This window comes from Leifsonia araucanica (assembly GCF_051161895.1).
Classification (GTDB): domain Bacteria; phylum Actinomycetota; class Actinomycetes; order Actinomycetales; family Microbacteriaceae; genus Leifsonia.
Genome location: NZ_JBMBTW010000002.1, coordinates 403,707 through 423,085, shown reverse-complemented (window position 1 = coordinate 423,085; position 19,379 = coordinate 403,707). Strand labels below are relative to the sequence as shown.

The 19,379-nt window shown below is 68.4% G+C and carries 22 protein-coding genes and 1 tRNA gene; 9 read left to right on the top strand and 14 right to left on the bottom strand.

All coding sequences use genetic code 11. From position 1 onward, the window contains the following. Positions 1-15 precede the first annotated feature (15 nt). Positions 16-141, bottom strand: a complete 126-nt coding sequence (locus ACN6M5_RS02000) for an LPXTG cell wall anchor domain-containing protein (RefSeq protein ID WP_434948326.1) — start codon at positions 139-141, stop codon at positions 16-18. A gap of 29 nt (positions 142-170) precedes the next feature. Then, on the bottom strand, positions 171-812 hold the full coding sequence (locus ACN6M5_RS01995) for a hypothetical protein (RefSeq protein ID WP_434948325.1): 642 nt from the start codon (positions 810-812) through the stop codon (positions 171-173). Between the two features lie 206 nt (positions 813-1,018). Between ACN6M5_RS01995 and ACN6M5_RS01990 the strand changes: the two genes are divergently transcribed. The 3 genes from ACN6M5_RS01990 to ACN6M5_RS01980 are packed head-to-tail and all read left to right on the top strand — an operon-like array spanning position 1,019 to position 3,501. Beyond that, positions 1,019-1,360, top strand: coding sequence for a YciI family protein (locus tag ACN6M5_RS01990; RefSeq protein ID WP_143465773.1), 342 nt, complete (start codon positions 1,019-1,021; stop codon positions 1,358-1,360). Next, positions 1,357-2,631 (top strand): RNA polymerase sigma factor, encoded by a 1,275-nt coding sequence (locus tag ACN6M5_RS01985; RefSeq protein WP_434952296.1) that lies wholly within the window; start codon positions 1,357-1,359, stop codon positions 2,629-2,631. The genes ACN6M5_RS01990 and ACN6M5_RS01985 overlap by 4 nt, the downstream gene beginning before the upstream one ends. 27 nt (positions 2,632-2,658) lie before the next feature. Continuing rightward, positions 2,659-3,501, top strand: coding sequence for an NAD(P)-dependent oxidoreductase (locus ACN6M5_RS01980; RefSeq protein WP_434948324.1), 843 nt, complete (start codon positions 2,659-2,661; stop codon positions 3,499-3,501). 18 nt (positions 3,502-3,519) lie between these two features. On the opposite strand, the gene ACN6M5_RS01975 is transcribed toward ACN6M5_RS01980, so the two are convergent. From ACN6M5_RS01975 to ACN6M5_RS01945, 7 genes are all read right to left on the bottom strand, one after another. Continuing rightward, positions 3,520-4,557, bottom strand: coding sequence for a Gfo/Idh/MocA family protein (locus tag ACN6M5_RS01975; RefSeq protein WP_434948323.1), 1,038 nt, complete (start codon positions 4,555-4,557; stop codon positions 3,520-3,522). Then, positions 4,554-5,603: a Gfo/Idh/MocA family protein gene (locus ACN6M5_RS01970; protein ID WP_434948322.1), complete on the bottom strand. Its 1,050-nt coding sequence runs from the start codon at positions 5,601-5,603 to the stop codon at positions 4,554-4,556. Before ACN6M5_RS01970 ends, ACN6M5_RS01975 begins: the two co-directional genes overlap by 4 nt. A gap of 17 nt (positions 5,604-5,620) precedes the next feature. Further along, a complete protein-coding gene (locus ACN6M5_RS01965) occupies positions 5,621-6,475 on the bottom strand; it encodes a carbohydrate ABC transporter permease (RefSeq protein ID WP_085369514.1) in 855 nt (284 codons plus the stop codon). Beyond that, positions 6,468-7,424 (bottom strand): carbohydrate ABC transporter permease, encoded by a 957-nt coding sequence (locus ACN6M5_RS01960; protein WP_085369513.1) that lies wholly within the window; start codon positions 7,422-7,424, stop codon positions 6,468-6,470. Before ACN6M5_RS01960 ends, ACN6M5_RS01965 begins: the two co-directional genes overlap by 8 nt. After that, positions 7,424-8,689 carry an ABC transporter substrate-binding protein gene (locus ACN6M5_RS01955; RefSeq protein WP_434948321.1) on the bottom strand — a complete coding sequence of 422 codons (1,266 nt, stop codon included), beginning with the start codon at positions 8,687-8,689 and terminating at the stop codon, positions 7,424-7,426. Before ACN6M5_RS01955 ends, ACN6M5_RS01960 begins: the two co-directional genes overlap by 1 nt. Before the next feature lie 82 nt (positions 8,690-8,771). Then, on the bottom strand, positions 8,772-9,962 hold the full coding sequence (locus ACN6M5_RS01950) for a Gfo/Idh/MocA family protein (RefSeq protein WP_168689200.1): 1,191 nt from the start codon (positions 9,960-9,962) through the stop codon (positions 8,772-8,774). Beyond that, entirely contained in the window at positions 9,959-11,152 is a 1,194-nt protein-coding gene (locus ACN6M5_RS01945) for an ROK family protein (RefSeq protein ID WP_434948320.1), read from the bottom strand. The genes ACN6M5_RS01950 and ACN6M5_RS01945 overlap by 4 nt, the downstream gene beginning before the upstream one ends. Positions 11,153-11,382: 230 nt before the next feature. Between ACN6M5_RS01945 and ACN6M5_RS01940 the strand changes: the two genes are divergently transcribed. After that, positions 11,383-12,516 carry an AI-2E family transporter gene (locus tag ACN6M5_RS01940; RefSeq protein WP_434948319.1) on the top strand — a complete coding sequence of 378 codons (1,134 nt, stop codon included), beginning with the start codon at positions 11,383-11,385 and terminating at the stop codon, positions 12,514-12,516. Between the two features lie 27 nt (positions 12,517-12,543). On the opposite strand, the gene ACN6M5_RS01935 is transcribed toward ACN6M5_RS01940, so the two are convergent. Together ACN6M5_RS01935 and ACN6M5_RS01930 are read right to left on the bottom strand one after the other, a co-directional pair. Further along, complete coding sequence (locus ACN6M5_RS01935) at positions 12,544-12,666, bottom strand: LPXTG cell wall anchor domain-containing protein (RefSeq protein WP_434948318.1); 123 nt, start codon at positions 12,664-12,666, stop codon at positions 12,544-12,546. An 80-nt stretch (positions 12,667-12,746) separates the two neighbouring features. Continuing rightward, a tRNA-Lys gene (locus ACN6M5_RS01930) sits at positions 12,747-12,822 on the bottom strand. Positions 12,823-12,933: 111 nt separating this feature from the next. Between ACN6M5_RS01930 and hisN the strand changes: the two genes are divergently transcribed. Beyond that, positions 12,934-13,737 carry a histidinol-phosphatase gene (gene hisN, locus ACN6M5_RS01925; protein ID WP_434952294.1) on the top strand — a complete coding sequence of 268 codons (804 nt, stop codon included), beginning with the start codon at positions 12,934-12,936 and terminating at the stop codon, positions 13,735-13,737. A 93-nt stretch (positions 13,738-13,830) separates the two neighbouring features. Here hisN and ACN6M5_RS01920 read toward each other — a convergent pair whose 3' ends face one another. Beyond that, complete coding sequence (locus tag ACN6M5_RS01920) at positions 13,831-14,307, bottom strand: SRPBCC family protein (protein ID WP_434948317.1); 477 nt, start codon at positions 14,305-14,307, stop codon at positions 13,831-13,833. Next, a complete protein-coding gene (locus tag ACN6M5_RS01915) occupies positions 14,304-14,669 on the bottom strand; it encodes an ArsR/SmtB family transcription factor (protein WP_434948316.1) in 366 nt (121 codons plus the stop codon). Before ACN6M5_RS01915 ends, ACN6M5_RS01920 begins: the two co-directional genes overlap by 4 nt. 129 nt (positions 14,670-14,798) lie before the next feature. Between ACN6M5_RS01915 and ACN6M5_RS01910 the strand changes: the two genes are divergently transcribed. Genes ACN6M5_RS01910 through ACN6M5_RS01900 form a run of 3 tightly spaced genes read left to right on the top strand, consistent with a single transcriptional unit; the run spans position 14,799 to position 17,895 of the window. Next, on the top strand, positions 14,799-15,674 hold the full coding sequence (locus ACN6M5_RS01910; RefSeq protein WP_434952292.1) for an ABC transporter ATP-binding protein: 876 nt from the start codon (positions 14,799-14,801) through the stop codon (positions 15,672-15,674). Next, positions 15,674-16,915, top strand: a complete 1,242-nt coding sequence (locus tag ACN6M5_RS01905) for an ABC transporter permease (RefSeq protein ID WP_434948315.1) — start codon at positions 15,674-15,676, stop codon at positions 16,913-16,915. The genes ACN6M5_RS01910 and ACN6M5_RS01905 overlap by 1 nt, the downstream gene beginning before the upstream one ends. Continuing rightward, a complete protein-coding gene (locus tag ACN6M5_RS01900) occupies positions 16,915-17,895 on the top strand; it encodes an NAD(P)H-quinone oxidoreductase (protein ID WP_434948314.1) in 981 nt (326 codons plus the stop codon). Before ACN6M5_RS01905 ends, ACN6M5_RS01900 begins: the two co-directional genes overlap by 1 nt. On the opposite strand, the gene ACN6M5_RS01895 is transcribed toward ACN6M5_RS01900, so the two are convergent. Further along, complete coding sequence (locus ACN6M5_RS01895; protein WP_434948313.1) at positions 17,798-18,268, bottom strand: ribosomal maturation YjgA family protein; 471 nt, start codon at positions 18,266-18,268, stop codon at positions 17,798-17,800. The two genes, ACN6M5_RS01900 and ACN6M5_RS01895, sit on opposite strands and share 98 nt — an antisense overlap. A 63-nt stretch (positions 18,269-18,331) precedes the next feature. Here ACN6M5_RS01895 and ACN6M5_RS01890 point away from each other — a divergent pair, with 63 nt between their 5' ends. Then, entirely contained in the window at positions 18,332-19,345 is a 1,014-nt protein-coding gene (locus ACN6M5_RS01890; RefSeq protein WP_085369500.1) for an adenosine deaminase, read from the top strand. The last annotated feature ends 34 nt before the right edge of the window (positions 19,346-19,379 follow it).

Below are 19,379 nucleotides of genomic sequence, written 5' to 3'. Positions count from 1 at the left end.
CACTCCCCCTGGTGCCTAGTGGCCGTTGCGATCCTGTCGGCGGCGCCGACGGCGAACCCACACCGCACAGGCCACGACGACCGCGACGATTCCGCCGATCATCAGCAGGGCGTTGACGTTCCAGATAGTCAGTGACGGCATCTGTGTCCTCCGTTCTGGTCAGCCCCGAGCTACGCCCACGTCACGGTGGCTTTGCCGCCGGCGACGGTGAGCCGGAGCTCGAAGTTCGTGGTGAAGAGGGTTGCGCACATCGTCGCCTTGAGATTGAGCTGCGCCCGGTTGGTCGTGGGCTTCCCGAGGTAGGTGACGGACGATCCGCAATCCGGCCAGAGTGACCATCCCGCACCCCACGGGCTTGCCGTGACGGTGTTCGTGCCGAGGTTGTACGAGGTGTAGAAGCTCATGGCGACCGCGCCGACCCAGGTGTCGATCTTGCAGCCGTTGTACTGCTTCCCGTTCACCGAGCATCCGGTGATGCCGCGACTCACGATGGACGCCGGGGAGGCGTGCTCGACGCGAGTCACCTGAATCGAACCGTCCGGGAACGTCGACACGGTATAGGTGCCATCCGCGCGCGTGCTCTCCTGGGTGGAGACGGGCTCGACCCCCTTCATCGAGTCCCAGCGACCTCCGGCTAGATACGTGCTGACCAGTCGATCCTGGGTGGATTCATCGGCACCGTACTCTGCGAGAAACGCGCGCGCCTCTGGCATGTCGTTGGGCGCCGTCGTGGCAGGGGCGAACCCGGTGGTGAGCGCGCCCATCGCTACTGCCGAGGCGATGGCCGTCCATGTTCTGAGGCGACGGTGCATGTTCGTTCTCCCATTCTTCGTCGAATGGCCGCTGAGGCGGCTTGGTCATCGAACATAGCACCTTCTGCAATAGAAACATTTTACATGCATTCAACCCCGCCCTGGCGCTCCTCCTCCGCACGGACGAGACTGCACACTAATCACGCGGCCCATGTCGAAATCACCCACCCCCACTCGTATAGACGGTGAGAGAAACGGAGAACACCATGACTCAGTACCTGCTCAGCGTCTACCAGCCCGACGGGCCCATCCCGGAGCCGGAGGTGATGGCGGCGATCGATGCGGCCGTCGGCGCCGTCGACCGGGATATGCGCGCATCCGGCGTGTGGGTCTTCTCGAACGGGCTGCTTCCCGCGTCGTCGTCGACCGTGCTGCGGCCGGCAGACGGCGAGGTGCTCATCACCGACGGCCCGTTCGCGGAGGGCAAGGAGCATCTCGGCGGATTCAGCATCGTCGACGTGCCCGACCTGGATGCGGCGCTCGACTGGGGCAGGCGGCTCGCCGTCGCGACCACACTGCCCATCGAAGTGCGCCCGTTCGCGGGCTGACCGGCGTGGAGCGCGCGGTCGGCGTGGAGCCCACGGTCGGCAGCGACGACATCGCGCGGGTCTTCCGTGCAGAGTACGGCCGCGCGGTCTCCGTCCTGTACCGCGTCTTCGGCGATCTGAGCGTCGCCGAGGACGCGGTGCAGGATGCGTTCGCGACGGCGACCGTCCGCTGGCCGGAGGACGGCATCCCGCCTGCACCGGCCGGGTGGATCATCACGACCGCCCGCCGGAAAGCCATCGACCGGCTGCGCCGCGAGGCCACCGGACGCGACCGCGAGGCGGAGGCGGCGCTCCTGCGCGAGCAGGATGCGCCGGACATCGCAGAGGAGGGACCGGTGGACGACGACAGACTGCGCCTGATCTTCACCTGCTGCCACCCGGCGCTCGCCCCGGCCAGCAGGGTGGCGCTCACGCTGCGGCTGCTCGGCGGCCTCAGCACGGCGGAGATCGCGCGGGCGTTCCTCGTGCAGGAGTCCGCGATGGGCCAGCGGCTGTCCAGGGCGAAGGCGAAGATCCGGGATGCGCGCATCCCGTTCCGCCTCCCGTCCGACGCCGACCTCCCCGACCGGCTCGCCTCGGTGCTGACGGTCGTGTACCTGATCTTCACCGAGGGGTACACCGCGTCGGCGGGCGACAGGCTGGTGCGCGACGAGCTGTGCGGCGAGGCGATCCGGCTGGCCAGGCTGCTGATCGAGCTGATGCCGGACGAGGAGGAGGCACTCGGCCTGCTCGCGCTGCTGCTGCTCGTCGACGCCCGGCGCTCCGCCCGGGTGGATGCGCAGGGCAGGCTCGTGCCGCTTCCGCACCAGGACCGCACCCTCTGGGACGGGGCGCGCATCGCCGAAGGCCAGGACATCCTGCGCACCTGCCTGCGCAGGAACCGGCCGGGCAGCTTCCAGCTCCAGGCGGCGATCCAGGCGGTGCACGACGACGCGCGCATCCCGGAGCAGACGGACTGGCCGCAGATCGTGACGATCTACGACCAGTTGCTGGCCGTGCATCCCTCCCCCGTCGTCGCGCTCAACCGGGCGGTCGCGGTCGCCGAGGTCGACGGCCCTGCGGCGGCGCTGGCCGAGACGGACAGGCTGGTGGAGGCGCTCGGCGCGTTCCACCTGCTGCACGCGATCCGCGCCGACCTGTTCGTCCGGCTGGGGCGGCCCGATGAGGCCGCCGCCGCGTACGAGGCGGCCATCGCCCTCGCCGACAACGCCGCCGAGCGTGAGTTCCTGACGGCGGCGCGTGCCAGGCTCACCGCGTCGCCTCTTCCCTAGCCGCCCGCATCGGCGCAGAGTGGAGACATGAACATCGCATTCCTCGGGCTCGGCCGCATGGGCCGCGAGCTCGTCCCCCACCTGATCGACGCCGGTCACCGCGTGACCGTGTGGAACCGTTCCCCGGAGCCTGCGCAGGCGATGGGCAGGCGTGGAGCGGCGGTGGCGCAGACCGCGGCGGAGGCGGTCGACGGCGCGCAGGCCGTGGTCTCCGCCCTGTTCGGACCGGACGCCGTGCGCGAGGTGATCGTCGACGGCGGGCTGCCGTTCGCATCCGGAGCTGTGTGGATCGACATCACCACCGTCTCTCCCGCCGACGCCGCCGACTTCAGCGCGTGGGCGGCGGGCGCCGGAGTCTCGTACGTGCACTCCCCCGTCATCGGCTCCCTCGCGCCCGCCCGCGCCGCCTCCCTCGGCGTCCTCATCGGCGGGGAGCACGACGCCGCCCGCACGGCGCGCACGATCGTCGCCCTCTGGGCGGACCCCAACAAGCTCCGGATGCTCGACACCCCCGAGCAGGCGGCAGCAGGCAAGCTCGTCGCGAACCTCGCCCTCGCCGTCTCGTTCGAGGGGTTGGTGGAGGCGCTGCGCCTCGGCGAGTCCGGCGGCCTGAGCGCCGAGCAGGTGCTCGACACCCTCGGCATCACGGCGCTCGCGCCGATCGCCGCGATGAAGGGCGGCCCCGTCGTCTCCGGCGACTTCGACGACACCCAGTTCTCCGCTGCGCTGCTCGCGAAGGACACCCGGCTGATGCTGGCTACCTCGCGCGACCCCCTGCCCGCTGTGTCGCTGGTGTCGGCCGCGCTGGAGGACGCGGTCGACACCGGCGACGGCGACAAGGACTTCTCGGTCATCGCCGCCCGACGCTAGGGAAGCAACGGTCGACCGCTACAGCGCGACCGGCTGCCCGTCCACGGCGGAGCGGCGTGCGGCATCCACCACCTGCAGCGTGCGCAGCCCCACCTGGCCGTCCGGCACCGCAGCCCGGCCGGAGCGCACCGCGTCGAGGAACTCGGCGAGCATCAGAGCGTCGAGATCGTCGCCGACGCCCTCCCAGACCTCGCCGTCGACGGTCTGCCCCGCGATGTGCGGTGCGAACGGCGCGATGGTGATGTTGCCTTTCGTGCCGGTGAGCTGCAGCGTGAGCCCTCCCCAGGTCGGCGCGTTCTCCGGCATCGTCCAGGAGCAGTCGATCGTCGCGACCACCCCGCCGGGATAGGTGGCGGTCACCAGGCCGCCGGTCTCCACCCGCAGCGCGTCGTCGGCGTGCAGAATGCTGTTCGAGACGGCGCGCACCGTGGTCGGCAGGGCCCCGAGCAGATCGTCGAGCAGGTCGGCGCAGTGCACGACGTGGTCGACCAGCGCGCCGCCGCCCGCGAGCGCAGGGTCGGTGAACCAGGCGCGGTCGGCCGGGAGCTTGCCGTTGTTCGTGCCGCGGATGCCGATGATGTCGCCCAGCTGGCCGGCGCGCACTCTGGCGCGCGCATCCACGAACGACGGCGCGAAGCGCACCGGGTATGCGGTCATCATGGTCACGCCTGCGCGCTCGGCGGCGTCGAGCATCGCCCGGCCGTCCTCGACCGTCGTCGCGAGCGGCTTCTCGCACAGGATGTGCGCCCCGGCCGCCGCTGCGGCCTCGACCAGCGGGCGGTGCCTGGCGTTCTCCGCCGTGACGATCACCGCATCCGGACCCCAGGCGAGCGCCGCCTCGTAGTCAGCGACGTAGCGCACCCCGATGGATGCGGCCAGCGCCTCCCCGCGGAGGGCGGCATCCGGGGCGGCAGCGCCGTCGGGGTCTGTGGCGATCAGCTCGATGTCGTCGCGCCCGGCGAGCAGTCGGCAGTATCCGATCGCGTGCGGGTGGGCGAACGAGAGCACGGCGATCTTGAGCGGGCGGGTCACGGTGTCTCCTGTTCCGGCGGTCATGCGCCGACGTTCTCTGCGATGTGCGATCCTGCGACGGACGGGTCGGCGACGGCCAGGCCGGTCGCCTGATCGATGTCGACCGCGCGCCCGGTGCGGAGCGACGCGGCGGCCGCCTCCGCGATGGCGACGGCGCGCACGCCGTCCTCCGGCGTCACGACCGCATCGGTTCCCTCCACGACCGCCTCCAGGAAGGCGGCGAGCTGCCGGGTGTACGGGCTGACGGCGGTGGTGGACGGCGGAAGGTAGCCGTCCCCGGACACACCGGCCGGGAAGTCGAGCACCGTCGCGGTGTCCTTCCGCGAGTCGATGGAGAGCGTTCCCCTGCTGCCCGCGACGTCGGCACTCGTGCGGAACACCGTGCCATCCGGTCCCCAGGTGCCCTGCACGTGGCTGATCGCACCGCTCGCGTGGGTGAGGGTGACGTGCGCCGTGACGATGCCGGGCACGATGCCGTCGACGCTCTCCGGGCTCTGCACCGCGTAGACCTGCGTGACCTCACCGGCCAGCCACCTGGCCTGGTCGAGGTCGTGGATCATCTGGTCGAGGATGATGCCTCCCCCGGCGTTCTCGTCGAAGAACCACGAGCCGGCGCGGGGCGCCTGCCCGCCGCGCACGAAACGCAGCACGGCAGGGTCGCCGATGCGGCCGGCATCCACCTGGGCCTTCACCGCGACGTATTCGGGGAAGAATCGGACGACGTGAGCGGGGAACAGCCGCACTCCCGCGTCCGCGGCGGCGTCGGCGAGCTCGCGCGCGTCGGCGGCCGTGACGGAGAGGGGCTTCTCGCAGATCACGTGCTTGCCTGCCGCGATGGCCGAGAGCGCCAGCTCCTTGTGGCTGTTGCTCGACGTGACGATGTCGACGAGGTCGCTCGCCGCGAGCAGCGAGTCCAGGTCGGTGGCGATGTCGAACCCGTACTCCGCCGCGAGCGCCTCAGCGCCCTCGTGGGAGTAGACGGTGACCGGCACGCCCAGCGCCGCCCATCCGGATGCGTGCACCTGCGAGATCCCGCCGGCGCCGATGAGGCCGACTCGGAGTGTATTCACGAACGTGTCCGTTCTTTCTATTTGAGACCGGAGAATGCGATGCCGTCGATGACGCGCTTCTGCATGATCAGGAAGAGGATGAGCACCGGCGCCATCGCCAGGAGGCTGGCGGCGAGCAGGAGCGGGTAGTCGGGGATCGACCGCTGGCTGGTGAGCGTCGCGATACCGGCCGAGAGCGGCATCTGGGTCGAGTCCGTCGCGACGATGAGCGGCCAGAGCAGGTCGTTCCACGATGCGAGCACCGTGATGATCGCGAGCGCGGACAGGCCGGGCTTGGCGAGCGGCAGCATCACCTTCCAGAAGGTCTGGAAGTGGTTCGCTCCGTCGAGACGGGCCGCCTCGGCCAGTTCGTCCGGCAGGCCGAGGAAGAACTGGCGCATCAGGAAGGTGCCGAACGCGCTGAAGATGCCCGGCGCGGCGATCCCGGCGATGGTGTTGAGCCAGCCGAGACCCTGCACGATCTGGTACTGCGGCAACAGGTACACCTGCGGCGGCACCATCAGGATGGCGAGCACGAGCGCGAAGATCGTCCGCTTGAACGGGAACGACATCCTGGCGAACGCATACCCGGCCATCGAGCACAGCAACAGCTGGCCGACCGTGCGGATCACCGTGACGGCGACCGACACCCAGAGCTGGTTGAGGAACGGCAGCTGGTCGAACACGTGGGCGAAGTTCTCCCAGTGCAGTGTGCCCGGCCAGACGGTCGGCGGCACGGAGGTGACCTGCGCGTTCGTGGACAGCGACATCAGGATCTGCCAGACGAACGGGAAGATCATCACGATCGACGCGACGATCAGGACGAGGTGGGTGACACCCGTCCCCACCCGGGCGCGCCCCGATTTCGCGCCGACGACGACGGAGCTAGACATACGTCACCCACCTCTTCTGCATCCGGAACTGGATGATCGTGAACACGCCGACGAGCACGAGGATCGCCATGCCGACGGCGGCTGCGTAGCCGTTGTCGCCGGTCTGCTGGTGGGCGAAGAACAGGTACACCATCGACTGGGTCTGGTTGAGCGCCGGGTTCTGCGTTCCCATCAGCGCGTAGAGCAGGTCGAACAGCTGGAAGCCGGTGATGACCGTCATGACGGAGACGAAGAAGATCGACGGGCTGAGCAGCGGAACCGTGATCGAGAAGAACTGCCGCAGCCTGCTCGCGCCGTCGAGGCTCGACGCCTCGTACATCTCCGGCGGGATGCCCTTCATGCCGGCCGAGAGCACGATGAGGTTGAAGCCGAGCGAGATCCACATCCCGACCAGTCCCACCGCGATCAGTGCGACCCATTCGGTGGAGAGCCAGTTCGGCCCCTTGATGCCGATGAGCGACAACGCGTAGTTGATGACGCCGAAGTCGCCGTTGAAGATGATCCGCCAGACCATCGAGACGGCGGCGGGCATCGCGACGTACGGCAGGAAGAACGCCGTGCGGTACAGGGCGGCGAAGCGCAGCCCCGGCCGGTTGATCAGGCTGGCGAAGATCACCGCGAGCGGGATGCCGATCAGCAGGAAGCCGATGTAGATCAGCGTGTTGACGATCGAGCGCCAGAACGACGGGTCGGCGAGCATCGCCTGGTAGTTCGCCAGTCCACTCCAGGTCGCCCCTCCGAAGACGCCCCAGGTGGTGAAGCTGAAGTACGCATTCCGGATGATCGGCCAGATGTAGAAGACGAGGACGCCGAACAGCAGCGGGGCGACGAACAGGGCCGCCCACAGCCATTCCTTCCGGTCGGTGCGCCGCTTGCGCGGTGCGGCCGGCCGGGTGGCGGGCGCCGTGGTCACGACGCCCGCCTCCTGGGTTGCGGTGGACAGGGACATTACTCTTTGGCGAGGTCCGCGTTCATCTGCTTGGCGAGCTCCTTGGCCACGTCGGCCACCGGGCGCTTGCCGGAGAACGCGTCGGGGAGCAGGTCGTTCTCGGCCTTGTTCCACGCTGCCGTGTTCTTGGAGATGGGGTACGGGTACGCATAGTCCGCCGCCGCCTTCTCGAAGATGTTCAGATCCCACGGGGCCGTCTTCACGAAGGCGTCCTGGGTGCCGTTGAACGCGGGGTTCGCCGCGCCCATCTCCGCCTGGGTCTGCGCCGCCTGCTTGCCGGCCAGGTAGGTCTGGAACGCGACGGCCGCCGGCTTGTTCTTGGAGTCCTTGGCGACGACGTTGGCGAGACCGTGGATGACCGTGGCCTGCTTCTCGCCCTTGGGCAGAGGAGCGAGGGCGATCGTGTCCTTGATCGGCGATGCGAGGAGCTCGGAGTTCAGCCAGGTGCCCGACCAGATCATGGCCGACTTGCTGTTGATGAACCACTGGTCCTGCGGGGTGTCCGACAGCTGCGACGGCGTCGGCGACGACCCGTCCGCGACGAGGTCGCGCACGAACTGCAGCCCCTTGATCGCGGCGGCGGAGTCGTAGCCCGACTTCTTGCCGTCGGACGAGATGATGTCGCCGCCGGCCTGCAGGATCGTGTTGTAGTAGACCTCCTGGCCGCCGCTCAGACCGCTCGCGACGCCGTAGACGCCCTCGGCCTTCAGCTTGTCGGAGATCGTCTTGGCCTTCTGGTGGAAGTCGTCCCAGGTCCAGTCGGCCGTCGGGTACGCGACGCCGGCCTTGTCGAAGACCGCCTTGTTGTAGAAGACGCCGATCGTGTCGAAGTCCTTCGGAGCGCCGTACTGCTTGCCGTCGTAGCTGTAGAGCTCGTCGAGCGCCTTCGGGTAGTTCGACGGGTCGATGCCGGAGCCGATCGGCTCGAGCAGCCCGTTGGATGCGTACAGCTGGAAGTTCGGTCCGTTCATCCAGAACACGTCGGGCAGCGTCTTCGACGAGCCCTGCGTCTGCAGCTTGGTGAAGTAGTTCTGGTACGGCGTCACCTGGCTGGTGACCTTGATGTTCGGGTACTCCTTGTTGAAGTCCTTGATCAGCGCCTCCATCGCGGGCTTCTGGTTGACGTCCCAGTATGCGTAGGAGATCGAAGCCGACAGATTATGATCGGCAGTGGCACCGGAGCCGCTTCCAGTGTTGGACGAGCATCCGGCCAGAAGGGCAGTGGCTGCGACCGCCGCCCCGGCGGCTAATAGGGCTTTTCGCATTGGTTCTCCTTGAAATGTGAGTGTTGTTGTGGTGCCTCCCGGGCCGGCGACTTGTCCTCGCCGGCCCGGGAATACCGCGTGGTCACACCAGCGTGGCCACGTGTTCGTCCACGGCAGGCACGGCGATGGGCCGTGAGCCGTCGCGGATGGACTCGGTTGCTGCGACGGCTGTCGCCACCGCGTTCCTGGCAGCGACAGCGGACGTCTCGGTCTCCGAGCCGTCCGTGATGAACCGGATGAACTCGTCGACCGTGAGCCGGTCCGCATCGCGGTGCCCCCGCTCGTCGCCGTTCACCCGGTACTCGGCGTCCCCGGCCGGGTCGTAGGTCGTGCGCGTGTTCCACACCCGCACGACCGCCCCGTCGGTGTCGCCGAAGTTCTCCAGCCTGCCCTCCGTGCCGATCACCGTGTAGTTGCGCCAGTAATCGGGGGTGTAGTGGCACTGCTGGTACGACGCGTACACGCCGTTGTCGAGGCGCATGGTGACCATCGAGATGTCTTCGACGTCGATCACCGGGTTCAGCTCGGTCTGGCTGAGCGGAGGCCACGCGTCGAGCGAGAACCACTCGGGCATCGTGCGGTCGGAGTTGTCCCGGCGGTCCGTGATGTCTCCGTAGAGGCTGAGGCCGCCCATCCCGGTGACCAGCTCGGAGTACCCTCCGGCGAGCCAGTGGATGATGTCGATGTCGTGCGCGCCCTTCTGCAGCAGGAGCCCGTTCGACTTGGCGCGCTCCGCGTGCCAGTCCTTGAAGTAGTAGTCACCGCCGTTCCCGACGAAGTGCCTGCACCAGACGGCCTTGACCTCGCCGATCTCGCCGCGCTGGATGATGTCGCGCATGAGAGTGACGACGGCCATGTGCCGCATGTTGTGGCCGACGTAGAGCCGGGTGCCGCTCTCGGCCGCCGCAGCCAGGATCGCGTCCGCGTCGTCGAGGCTGATCGCGAGCGGCTTCTCGACGTAGACCGGGATCCCTGCGCGCAGCAGGTCGATGGCGATCTCGGCGTGGGTGTGGTCCGGGGAGGTGACGAACGCGGCGTCGACGATGCTGCCGCCCTGCGCATCCCGGGCGTCGATGAGGTCGCGGTGGCTCGCGAAGGTGGCGATGCCCGCGCCGAACTGCTCGGCGGCGCGCTCCCTGGCAGCACTGCTGGGGTCGGCGACGGCCACGATCGTCCCGCTGCCGGAGTCGACGGCGTGGCTCGCGATGTACGACCGCGCCCCCACACCGATGACGGCCAGCCTCAGCGGCGACCCTGCTTCCGTGGAACTCATGCGGTGATCCTCTCTGCGAGGGCCTTCGCCCCCGCGACATCGATGTCGGGCTCCGGCACGTCCGCCGTCCCGTAGACCCGCTCGGCCGACTGGCCGAAGGCGAGCGCGAGCGCCCCGAGCACGACGGATTCGGCACCGAGCTCGGACTGGATGATCGTGGGATGGATGGGCAGCCGGATCTCGCGCATCACGGCCCTCCTCAACGGTTCGAGCAGTGCCTCCCCCGCGCGGGAGAGGCCGCCGCCGACCACCACGACGTCCGGGTCGACGGCCATGGTGAGCGTGGCGATGCCGGTGGCGAGCCCGCCTACGAACGACTCGATCTCCTCGCGGGCGCCCTCGTCGCCCTCCACGGCCATCCGGAACACCTCTTCGCCGGAGGGCGCGGTCTTCCAGCTGAGCTGGCCGGCCTCGTTCACTTTCATCGAGAAGACGATCTCGCCCACCTCGCCGGCGGCGGAGTGCGCGCCGCGACGGAGCTTGCCGTCGATGATGAGCCCCATCGAGATGCGGTGCCCGAGGAAGAAGTACGCGGAGTCGTTGACCAGCCGGGATGCGCCCATCCGGTGCTCGGCGAGGGCGGCGAGCCGCATGTCGTTCTCGACCACCACCTCGCACCCGAACTCGGAACGCAGGTGGCCGGCGATGTCGACGCCCTCCCAGTCCGGGAAGTTGCGGGAGACGATGAGCTTGCCGTCCTCGCCGACGAGACCGGAGACGGCGACGGTCATCGCGACCAGGCGCGACCGGTCGACCTCGTGCCCGTCGAGGCTGTCGGAGATCACCTGGCGCACCACGCTCATCCGGTTGGCGCCGAGCGAGCTGCCGTCGATCTCGCGCTCCGACCAGCCGACGATCGCACCGGCGAGGTCGGCGATGGCGACGCGCACCCGGTGGATGCCCACGTCGACGCCCACGAGGTATCCGGCGTCCGCGGCGAAGTCGTAGAGCCGCGCCGGGCGTCCCGCTCCCCTGCCGCCGAGGGTGTGCTCGTCGACCTCGACGACCAGGCCGCGCTCGCGCATCGTCGTGAGGGCGACTTCGACGGTCGGGCGGGACAGTCCCGTGCGTGCGGCGATCTGCGCGACGGTTCCGCGGCCGCCCTGCCGGACGGCGAGCGCGCACCGGGCGGCGTTCGCCGCCCTCTGCCGCGACGCGTCCGGCTCCTGGCCGTGTCCACCGAATGCCATCCGCCGGTTCTCCCGTCCCGCTTACAATGAAACCTCGTTGCTTAATTGCTGCCGCAAGTGAAGCATGCGCCGGATGCGGGCGTCAAGAGCGAAACAGATAGAAGTAAAGGCGTTTACATATTCGTAACGAACGCCGCCGGCATCCCGCGTCGGTGCCGCAGTGACTTGTCCCGGATAGCCCGCTGGCAATACGCTCGGCACCAGCCATACACCGAGCCGAGGAGGGCGTCATGCGCCTCACCAGACACGCCCCACCACCGGCCACCACAGAGCAGCCGCAGCAGGGTCAGGGGACGCAGCCGCCGCAGCCGCCTCAGCAGTCCATGCTGCAGCGCAGCCCGCTCGTGCTCGGCTACATCGTCACGCTGGGTGCGGTCGGCGCGATCATCACCGGCTTCGCCCTGTACGGCCTGCGCTCGATCATCTTCATGGTCTTCCTCGCGCTGTTCGCCACGGTCGGCCTGGACCCGCTCATCCGGTGGTTCCAGCGCAGGCACATGTCCCGGCCGTGGGCGATCGTCACGGTCATCCTGCTGCTCATCGCGGTGATCATCACGATCGTCTGGGTGGTGCTCCCGCTGGTCATCCAGCAGGTCCAGTTCCTGGCGACGGCCATCCCGAAAGAGGTGGCGAACCTCCGCGCCCAAGGCTGGTTCGACCCGGCGAACGCCTCCAGCAACGGCGTCCTCGGCGCCCTGGTCAACTGGGTCTCGACCGAAGTGCAGAAACCCGAAGTGTGGGCCTCCCTCGGCACCGGCCTGGTCGGCTTCGGCCTGTCCGTGGTCAACGGCCTGACCTCCGGCTTCTTCATCGCCATCCTCACCATCTACTTCATCGCCACATACGACGCGACGAAGGAGGCCGGATACAAGCTGGTCTCCGCCTCTCGCAGGCCTACGTTCGTCAAATACTCGGAACGCATCCTGCGCAACTTCGGCAAATACCTGAGCGGGATGGTGGTGCTCGCGTTCTTCAACGCGGTCTACAGCGTCATCCTGCTGCTGATCACCGACGTCCCCGGCGCATTCCTGATCGGAATCCTCGCCTTCTTCATCACCCTCATCCCGCTGATCGGAACGGTGCTGACCACGGCGGCGATGACGGTCCTCGCCTTCATCCACTCCCCCGTCTCCGGCCTGGTCGTCCTCATCTTCATGCTGATCTACATGCAGGTCGAGGCATACATCCTCACGCCGAAGGTGATGGGCAAGGCGGTGCAGGTGCCTGGCTCGGTGGTGCTGATCTCGGCGCTGGCAGGGTCGACGCTGTTCGGGCTCCCCGGGGCGCTGGTCGCCATCCCGATCTCGGCGGGGATCATCCTGATCATCAAAGAGATCGTGATGCCGCGGAAAGAGTTGCGGTAAGGGTCGGTAGGCGCTGTGCGGCGCCCGCTATCGCCTTCTCCGCCTGAGGACGACCACCAGGGCGACCACGGCGATGACCACCACCGTCAGACCGACCAGCCAGGGGTTCGTGTTGACGCCATCCGGTTTCACTGCGACGAGGTGAAGCATCCCCTCACGGTAGCCTCTCCTCGGAATAGCAGAAGCCCCCGATCCCGGTGTTTCCAAGGGATCGAGGGCTTCTCAATATCTGGTGCACCCCCTGGGACTTGAACCCAGAACCCACTGATTAAGAGTCAGTTGCTCTGCCGATTGAGCTAGAGGTGCGTTTTGTTCGGCGACCCGAACGAGGCTCAACACTAGCATCCATTTCGGCCTCATCGCCAATCGAGGGGACGCCGGGCGCGCCACCGGGTGTTCACCTCGGATCGGTAGGCTCTGGACGTGACTTTCGACACCGCATCCTCTCCGTTCTCCGCCGACTTGGCGCTGGCCGTCCGGCTGGCCGATCTGGCCGATTCGATTTCGCGGGAGAAGTTCCGCGCGCTGGATCTGCACATCGACACGAAGCCGGATCGCACCCATGTCACCGAGGCGGATCTGGCCGTGGAGCGGGCCATCCGGGAGCTCATCGCGGCAGAACGGCCGGAGGACGGCATCCTGGGCGAAGAGTTCGGGACGGAAGGGGACGCATCCCGGCAGTGGATCGTCGACCCCATCGACGGCACCGCCAACTATCTGCGCGGCGTTCCGGTGTGGGGCACGCTGATCGCGCTGGCCGTCGACGGCAAGCCGGTGGTCGGCGTCGTCAGCTCGCCGGCGCTCGATCGGCGCTGGTGGGCGGCGCAGGGGGCAGGGGCCTGGCTGTCGGAGGCCGGTGGCGAGCCGCGCAGGCTGCACGTGTCCGCCGTCTCCGATCTGGAGCACGCCTCGATCAGCTTCCAGAGCATCGCCCAGTGGGATGGCGCCGGATACCTGGACAAGCTGATCGCGCTCACCCGGCAGGTGTGGCGGGATCGCGCATACGGCGACATGTGGTCGTACATGCTGCTGGCCGAGGGGGTTCTGGATGCGGTGGGCGAGTTCGACGTGAAGACGTACGATCTCGCCGCACTCATCCCGATCGTCGAAGAAGCCGGGGGCACCTTCACCTCGGTCACCGGCGACGCCGGCCCGGGCAACGGCTCCTCGCTCGCGAGCAACGGCCTCCTCCACCCGGCCCTCCTCGCCGCGCTCGCCTGACACGCAATCGAGTCCGAACGTATTCACGCCTGCGACCGGCGTGTCGCGTGAATAGGTTCGGACTCGATCGGTGGGGCAGGAGAGGCGGACGGGTCAGCCCGCGGCGAGCACGGCATCGAGGCGCTCGTAGCCCTCGGTGACGCCTTTCGCCTGGCCGGAGGCGACCATGCCGTCGCGCGCCTCGAGCGTCGGGTAGACGGCGTGGGCCTTCACGCGGGTGCGTCCTCCGTCGAGCGGTTCGAACGTGACGGACTCGATGCTGACCACATCCGGGAATCCCTCGAACTCGAAGGTCTGGATGGCGAACTCGTTGTCGCGCACGACGTGGAACACCCCGCGGAAGCCGTACTCCCCGCCGTTCGGGTCGCGGTGCACGTAACGGTAGTGCCCGCCCGTCGTGTAGTCGTACTCCTCGACGTCCATCTCGTAGCCGCGCGGGCCGAGCCACTGGGCGATCAGGGCCGGGTCCTTGTGGGCGAGGAACACCTTCTCGACGGGATAATCGAATTCGCGCTCGATGTCGACGTACGGGAGGCCGTCCGGCGCGGTGATGGTGACTGCGTTGCTCATGTCTTCTTCTCCTTCGGTGTAGCCGTGCCGCCGAGGCCGGCGAGCACGCTGTCGAGACTGCGGTACTGCTGTTCGTGGATGAGCCGGTAGCCGTCGATCCACGAGGTGAGCTCCTCGAGGGCCGCCGGTTCGAGGTGGACGGGGCGGCGCTGCGCCTCCTTTGTCCTGCTGACGAGTCCGGCCTCTTCGAGGACGTGGATGTGGCGGGACACCGCCTGCGTGGTGATCGCGAACGGCTCCGCCAGTTCGTTCACCGTCGCAGAACCCCTGCTGAGGCGGGCGACGATCGCTCGGCGCACCGGGTCGGCGAGGGCCTGGAACGCGCGGTCGAGCCGCGTGTCCGCGTCCACATCCTGAGTCATATACAACCAATTCCTTTATCAACTGTTACGTTGAATACGATAATCCGCGGCCCACGACCCGTCAACCCCTAATGTGGATGCGTGAGCAGTCCGACGCAGGAACCACTCGTGCACATCGACCACTTCCGGATGGATTTCGGCCGCACCACCGTCATCCGCGACCTCTCCTTCGACATCGCCCGCGGGGAGACGTTCGGCTTCCTCGGCAGCAACGGCTCGGGGAAGACCACCACAATCCGCGCGCTCCTCGGCATCTACCAGCCGACGGCCGGCGTTCTCCACATCGACGGCCGCCCGTTCAGCCCGGAGGCCGGCGACAGGCTCGGCTACCTCCCGGAGGAGCGCGGGCTGTACAAGAAGGAGTCCGTCATCGACGTGATGGTCTACTTCGGCAAGCTCAAGGGCCTCGGCAAGGAGCAGGCGAGGCGGTGGTCCCGCGGCTACCTCGAACGGGTCGGCATCGGCGACAAGGAGAAGGTGCGCCTCGACAAGCTCTCCGGCGGCCAGCAGCAGAAGGTGCAGTTGGGCGTGACGATCATGAACGACCCGGAACTGCTCATCCTGGACGAGCCGACCAAGGGCTTCGACCCCGTCAACCGCCGCCTGCTGATGGACATCATCGACGACCAGAAGCGTTCGGGCTCCACCGTGATGATGGTCACCCACCAGATGGAGGAGGTCGAGCGGCTCTGCGACCGCGTCATCCTCCTCAAGGACGGCGTCTCGCGCGCATACGGCACGGTCGCCGAGGTGCAGGAGCAGTTCGGCGGCACGGTCGTGCACGTCGACCACGACGGCACGATCCCCTCCTCCCCCGCGTACACGATCGCCCGGGATGTGGGCGGCCACGCCGAGCTGGAGGTGGCCAACGACGCGGACACCGCCGCGATCCTCCGCTCCCTCGTGGATGCCGGGCTCGACGTGACCCGCTTCGCACCGACCAGGAAGTCGCTCGACGACATCTTCGTCGAAGTGTACGGAGCAGACAGCAGGGAGGCAGACTGATGGCTCAGCACAACCTCGGGACCGTCGTCTCGTTCGAGTTCCTCCGCACCGTGTCGAAGCGCCGGTTCTGGGCGATCACGCTCATCGTGCCGATCTTCGCCATCGCGCTGATCAGCCTCGTCGTCGCCTCCAACGTGTCCACGGCGCAGACGGCGGACGCCCAGAAGAACGCCCGCTTCGAGTTCCAGTACGTGGATGCGTCCGGGCTGGTCGACCCCTCCGTCGCCCGGCAGCTGGGCGGCTCGCCCGCCGAGAGCAGCGCATCCGGGATCGACGCCGTGAAGTCCGGCAGCTCAGCGGCCTTCTTCGACTTCCCTGCCGACCCGGCGAAGCAGACCGTGAAGGTCTACGGCGCGGACGCCGGGCTGCTGCAGAACGCCAAGTATTCGTCGGCGGCGGAGAGCGTGCTCTCCGCCAGCGTGGAGAAGCGGATCGACTCCCCCACCGATGTCGCCGTGCTGCGCGGCGAGGTGCAGACCTCGACCACGACGTTCAAGGACGGCGCCGTCGCTCCCGGGTTCGAGGCGATCATCCCGGCCCTGATCTTCCTGGTGGCGTTCTTCATCGTCATCGTCTTCCTCGGCAACCAGATGCTGAACTCCACCCTGGAGGAGAAGGAGAACAGGGTCACCGAGATGATCCTGACCACCATCAACCCCACCAGCCTGCTGGTCGGCAAGGTGATCTCGCTGTTCATGATCGGCATCATCCAGATGGCGGTGTTCGCGCTGCCCGTGGTGGTCGGCTACCTGTTCTTCCGGGAGCAGCTCTCCATCCCGAGCCTCGACCTGTCCGGGCTGGTGTTCGAGCCGCAGAAGATGATCGTCGGCGCGCTCATCCTGATCGGCGGGTTCGCGCTGTTCACCGGGACGCTCGTGGCGGTGGGCGCCGTGATGCCGACCGCGAAGGACGCCGCCCCGCTGTTCTCGATCGTGATTTTCTCCATCGTGATCCCGCTCTACGCGTCCGGGTTCGCGATCAGCAACCCGCAGTCGGCGCTCGTGCAGGTGCTCGCGTTCTTCCCGTACACCGCGCCGATCACGGCGCTGATCCTGAATGCGTTCGGCACGCTGCCGCTCTGGCAGGCGATCGTCATCATCGTCGAGCTGTTCGTGCTGTCCGCCGTCGTGCTGCGCATCGCGGTGCGCCTGTTCCGCTACGGCTCGATCGAGTACACCAACAAGGTGAAGATCCGGGATGTGCTGAGCCGCCGCTCGAACTCGGCAGGGGCGCGATCCTGATGCGCGCGGTCGTCGTCACGACCCCGGGAGACGCGGACGTCCTCACCGTCGCGGAGGTGGCCGAGCCCGTCGCGGCGGAGACCGAGGTGCGCATCCGGGTGACGGCGGCCGGGCTGAACGGCGCCGACCTGTCGCAGCGCCGCGGGTACTACCCGTCGCCGGCAGGAGCACCGGAGTGGCCGGGGCTCGAGGTGTCGGGCGAGATCGACCAGGTCGGCTCGTCCGTGCACGGCTGGGCCGTCGGCGACCGGGTGTGCGCGCTGCTGCCGGGAGGCGGATACGCCGAATACGTGACCGCGGACGCCGGCCTCGTGCTCCCTGTTCCTCCGGGCGTCGACCTCGTGGAAGCTGCAGGACTTCCGGAGGTCGCTGCAACCGTCTGGTCGAACGTGTTCCAGCTCGGCCGGCTCGCTGAGGGCGAGACCCTGCTCGTGCACGGAGGGTCGAGCGGGATCGGCTCGATGGCGATCCAGCTGGGCCGGGTGTTCGGGGCGACGGTGATCGCGACCGCCGGCAGCCCGGTGAAGGTGGAGTTCTGCCGCTCGCTCGGCGCCGAGGCCGCGATCGACTACCGCGAGAGCGACTTCGTCGAGGTGGTGCGCGACGTGACGGACGGACGCGGCGTCGACGTGGTGCTCGACATCGTCGGCGGCGCGTACATCGCCCGCGACCTGGACGCCCTCGCCGTCGGAGGGCGCATCATGTCGATCGCGACGCGCGACCGCACCCCGGCATCCATCGACACCGGCCTGCTGATGAGCAAGCGCGCACGCATCTGGGGCACGACGCTCCGGGCACGGCCGCTCGCCGAACGGGTGGCGATCATCGCCGGAGTGCGTGAACACGTCTGGCCGCACCTGGCGGCCGGCCGCATCCACCCGGTCATCGACTCGGTGTTCCCTCTGGAGGACGCCGCTCAGGCGCACCGCCGGATGGAGTCGTCCGCGCATCTCGGGAAGATCCTGCTGCAGGTCGGCTGACCGCAGCGACCACGGCGACGCCCACCGCGTATGCGACGAGGTCGATCCACTGGAAGGTCGACCCGAAGACGAAGTAGCTGCCGGGCACCGCCACCTCGATCGCGCGCGGCAGCGGCGTGAGCTGGAGCACCTCGATCGCCCAGCAGAACGCCAGCGCCACCACCGGAGCCACCCACCGGGCCGCCCGCGGAACGGCGAACGCCACGATCATCGCGACGAGGGCGGCGTAGAGGGCGTCCCCGGCGAATCCGCCGACCGGACCGTCCGCCAGAGCGTGCACGGCGAGCCCGGCGACCAGGATGCACGCGGACGCGACAGCCAGGCGGCCGCGGCGGGACAGTCTGCTGCGGCGGGACAGGCTACTCGTGCTCATCCTCCGAGGCTATGGGTGCGCATCCGGTCGGCACGTCCCTCCCCGGGATGACAAAATCGGAGGATGACCGATCTTGCCTCCGACTCCGCTCTGTTCGCCCTGCCGAAGGCCGAACTGCACCTCCACATCGAGGGCACGCTCGAACCCGACCTCGTCTTCGAGCTGGCGGGCAAGAACGGCGTCTCGCTCCCGTACTCGTCGGTGGACGAGCTGGCAGCGCTCTACGAGTTCGACGACCTGCAGTCGTTCCTCAACCTCTACTACGCGACGATGGATGTGCTCCGCACCGAGAACGACTTCGCCGAGCTCACCAGGCGCTATCTGACCACCGCCGCCGCGCAGGGCGTCCGCCACGTCGAGCTGTTCTTCGACCCGCAGGCGCACACCGCCCGCGACGTGCGCATCGAGACCGTCATCGACGGCATCTCCGGCGCGCTGGAGGAGGCCGAGCGCGACCTCGGGATCACCGGCGGCATCATCCTCAGCTTCCTGCGCGACCAGCCGGTCGAATCCGCCGACCAGATCCTCAACGCCGGCCTCAGCCGCCGCGAGAACCTGATCGGCGTGGGCCTCGACTCCGCAGAGGTCGGCTATCCGCCGTCGCTGTTCCAGGACGTCTTCTCCGCGGCACGGGATGCCGGCCTGCACGTCGTCGCGCACGCCGGGGAGGAGGGTCCTGCGTCGTACATCCGCGAGGCGCTCGACCTGCTCGGCGCCGAGCGCATCGACCACGGCATCCGCGCCGTCGACGACCCGGAGCTGGTCGCACGCCTCGCCGAGGAGCGGATCGCGCTGACCATGTGCCCGCTGTCCAACCTGCGGTTGCGCACGGTCGCGACGCTGGACGAGCATCCACTGCTCCGGCTGGATGCGGCAGGGGTGCCCGTCACGATCAACTCGGACGACCCGGCATACTTCGGCGGGTACATCGGAGACAACTTCGTGGCCGTCCGGGATGCGCTCGGCGTCACGAGCGAGCAGGCCGAGCGCTTCGCGCGCACCTCCATCGAGGCGTCGTTCGCGTCGGACGACCGCAAGCAGGAGCTGCTCGACGAGGTGGACGCCTGGCGCGGCTGACCTCTGGGAACAGGGCTCTAGCCCAGCGCCCGTC

Bases quoted from the DNA above. Each gene is read 5' to 3' on its own strand.
- ACN6M5_RS01975 (WP_434948323.1), bottom strand. From the start codon at position 4,557: ATGACCGCCGGAACAGGAGACACCGTGACCCGCCCGCTCAAGATCGCC.
- ACN6M5_RS01980 (WP_434948324.1), top strand. From the start codon at position 2,659: ATGAACATCGCATTCCTCGGGCTCGGCCGCATGGGCCGCGAGCTCGTC.
- ACN6M5_RS01995 (WP_434948325.1), bottom strand. From the start codon at position 812: ATGCACCGTCGCCTCAGAACATGGACGGCCATCGCCTCGGCAGTAGCG.
- ACN6M5_RS01905 (WP_434948315.1), top strand. From the start codon at position 15,674: ATGGCTCAGCACAACCTCGGGACCGTCGTCTCGTTCGAGTTCCTCCGC.
- ACN6M5_RS01910 (WP_434952292.1), top strand. From the start codon at position 14,799: ATGGATTTCGGCCGCACCACCGTCATCCGCGACCTCTCCTTCGACATC.
- ACN6M5_RS01955 (WP_434948321.1), bottom strand. From the start codon at position 8,689: ATGCGAAAAGCCCTATTAGCCGCCGGGGCGGCGGTCGCAGCCACTGCC.
- ACN6M5_RS01990 (WP_143465773.1), top strand. From the start codon at position 1,019: ATGACTCAGTACCTGCTCAGCGTCTACCAGCCCGACGGGCCCATCCCG.
- ACN6M5_RS01920 (WP_434948317.1), bottom strand. From the start codon at position 14,307: ATGAGCAACGCAGTCACCATCACCGCGCCGGACGGCCTCCCGTACGTC.
- ACN6M5_RS01935 (WP_434948318.1), bottom strand. From the start codon at position 12,666: ATGCTTCACCTCGTCGCAGTGAAACCGGATGGCGTCAACACGAACCCC.
- ACN6M5_RS01915 (WP_434948316.1), bottom strand. From the start codon at position 14,669: ATGACTCAGGATGTGGACGCGGACACGCGGCTCGACCGCGCGTTCCAG.
- ACN6M5_RS01960 (WP_085369513.1), bottom strand. From the start codon at position 7,424: ATGTCCCTGTCCACCGCAACCCAGGAGGCGGGCGTCGTGACCACGGCG.
- ACN6M5_RS01900 (WP_434948314.1), top strand. From the start codon at position 16,915: ATGCGCGCGGTCGTCGTCACGACCCCGGGAGACGCGGACGTCCTCACC.
- ACN6M5_RS01890 (WP_085369500.1), top strand. From the start codon at position 18,332: ATGACCGATCTTGCCTCCGACTCCGCTCTGTTCGCCCTGCCGAAGGCC.
- ACN6M5_RS01965 (WP_085369514.1), bottom strand. From the start codon at position 6,475: ATGTCTAGCTCCGTCGTCGTCGGCGCGAAATCGGGGCGCGCCCGGGTG.
- ACN6M5_RS01895 (WP_434948313.1), bottom strand. From the start codon at position 18,268: ATGAGCACGAGTAGCCTGTCCCGCCGCAGCAGACTGTCCCGCCGCGGC.
- ACN6M5_RS01950 (WP_168689200.1), bottom strand. From the start codon at position 9,962: ATGAGTTCCACGGAAGCAGGGTCGCCGCTGAGGCTGGCCGTCATCGGT.
- ACN6M5_RS01940 (WP_434948319.1), top strand. From the start codon at position 11,383: ATGCGCCTCACCAGACACGCCCCACCACCGGCCACCACAGAGCAGCCG.
- ACN6M5_RS01945 (WP_434948320.1), bottom strand. From the start codon at position 11,152: ATGGCATTCGGTGGACACGGCCAGGAGCCGGACGCGTCGCGGCAGAGG.
- ACN6M5_RS02000 (WP_434948326.1), bottom strand. From the start codon at position 141: ATGCCGTCACTGACTATCTGGAACGTCAACGCCCTGCTGATGATCGGC.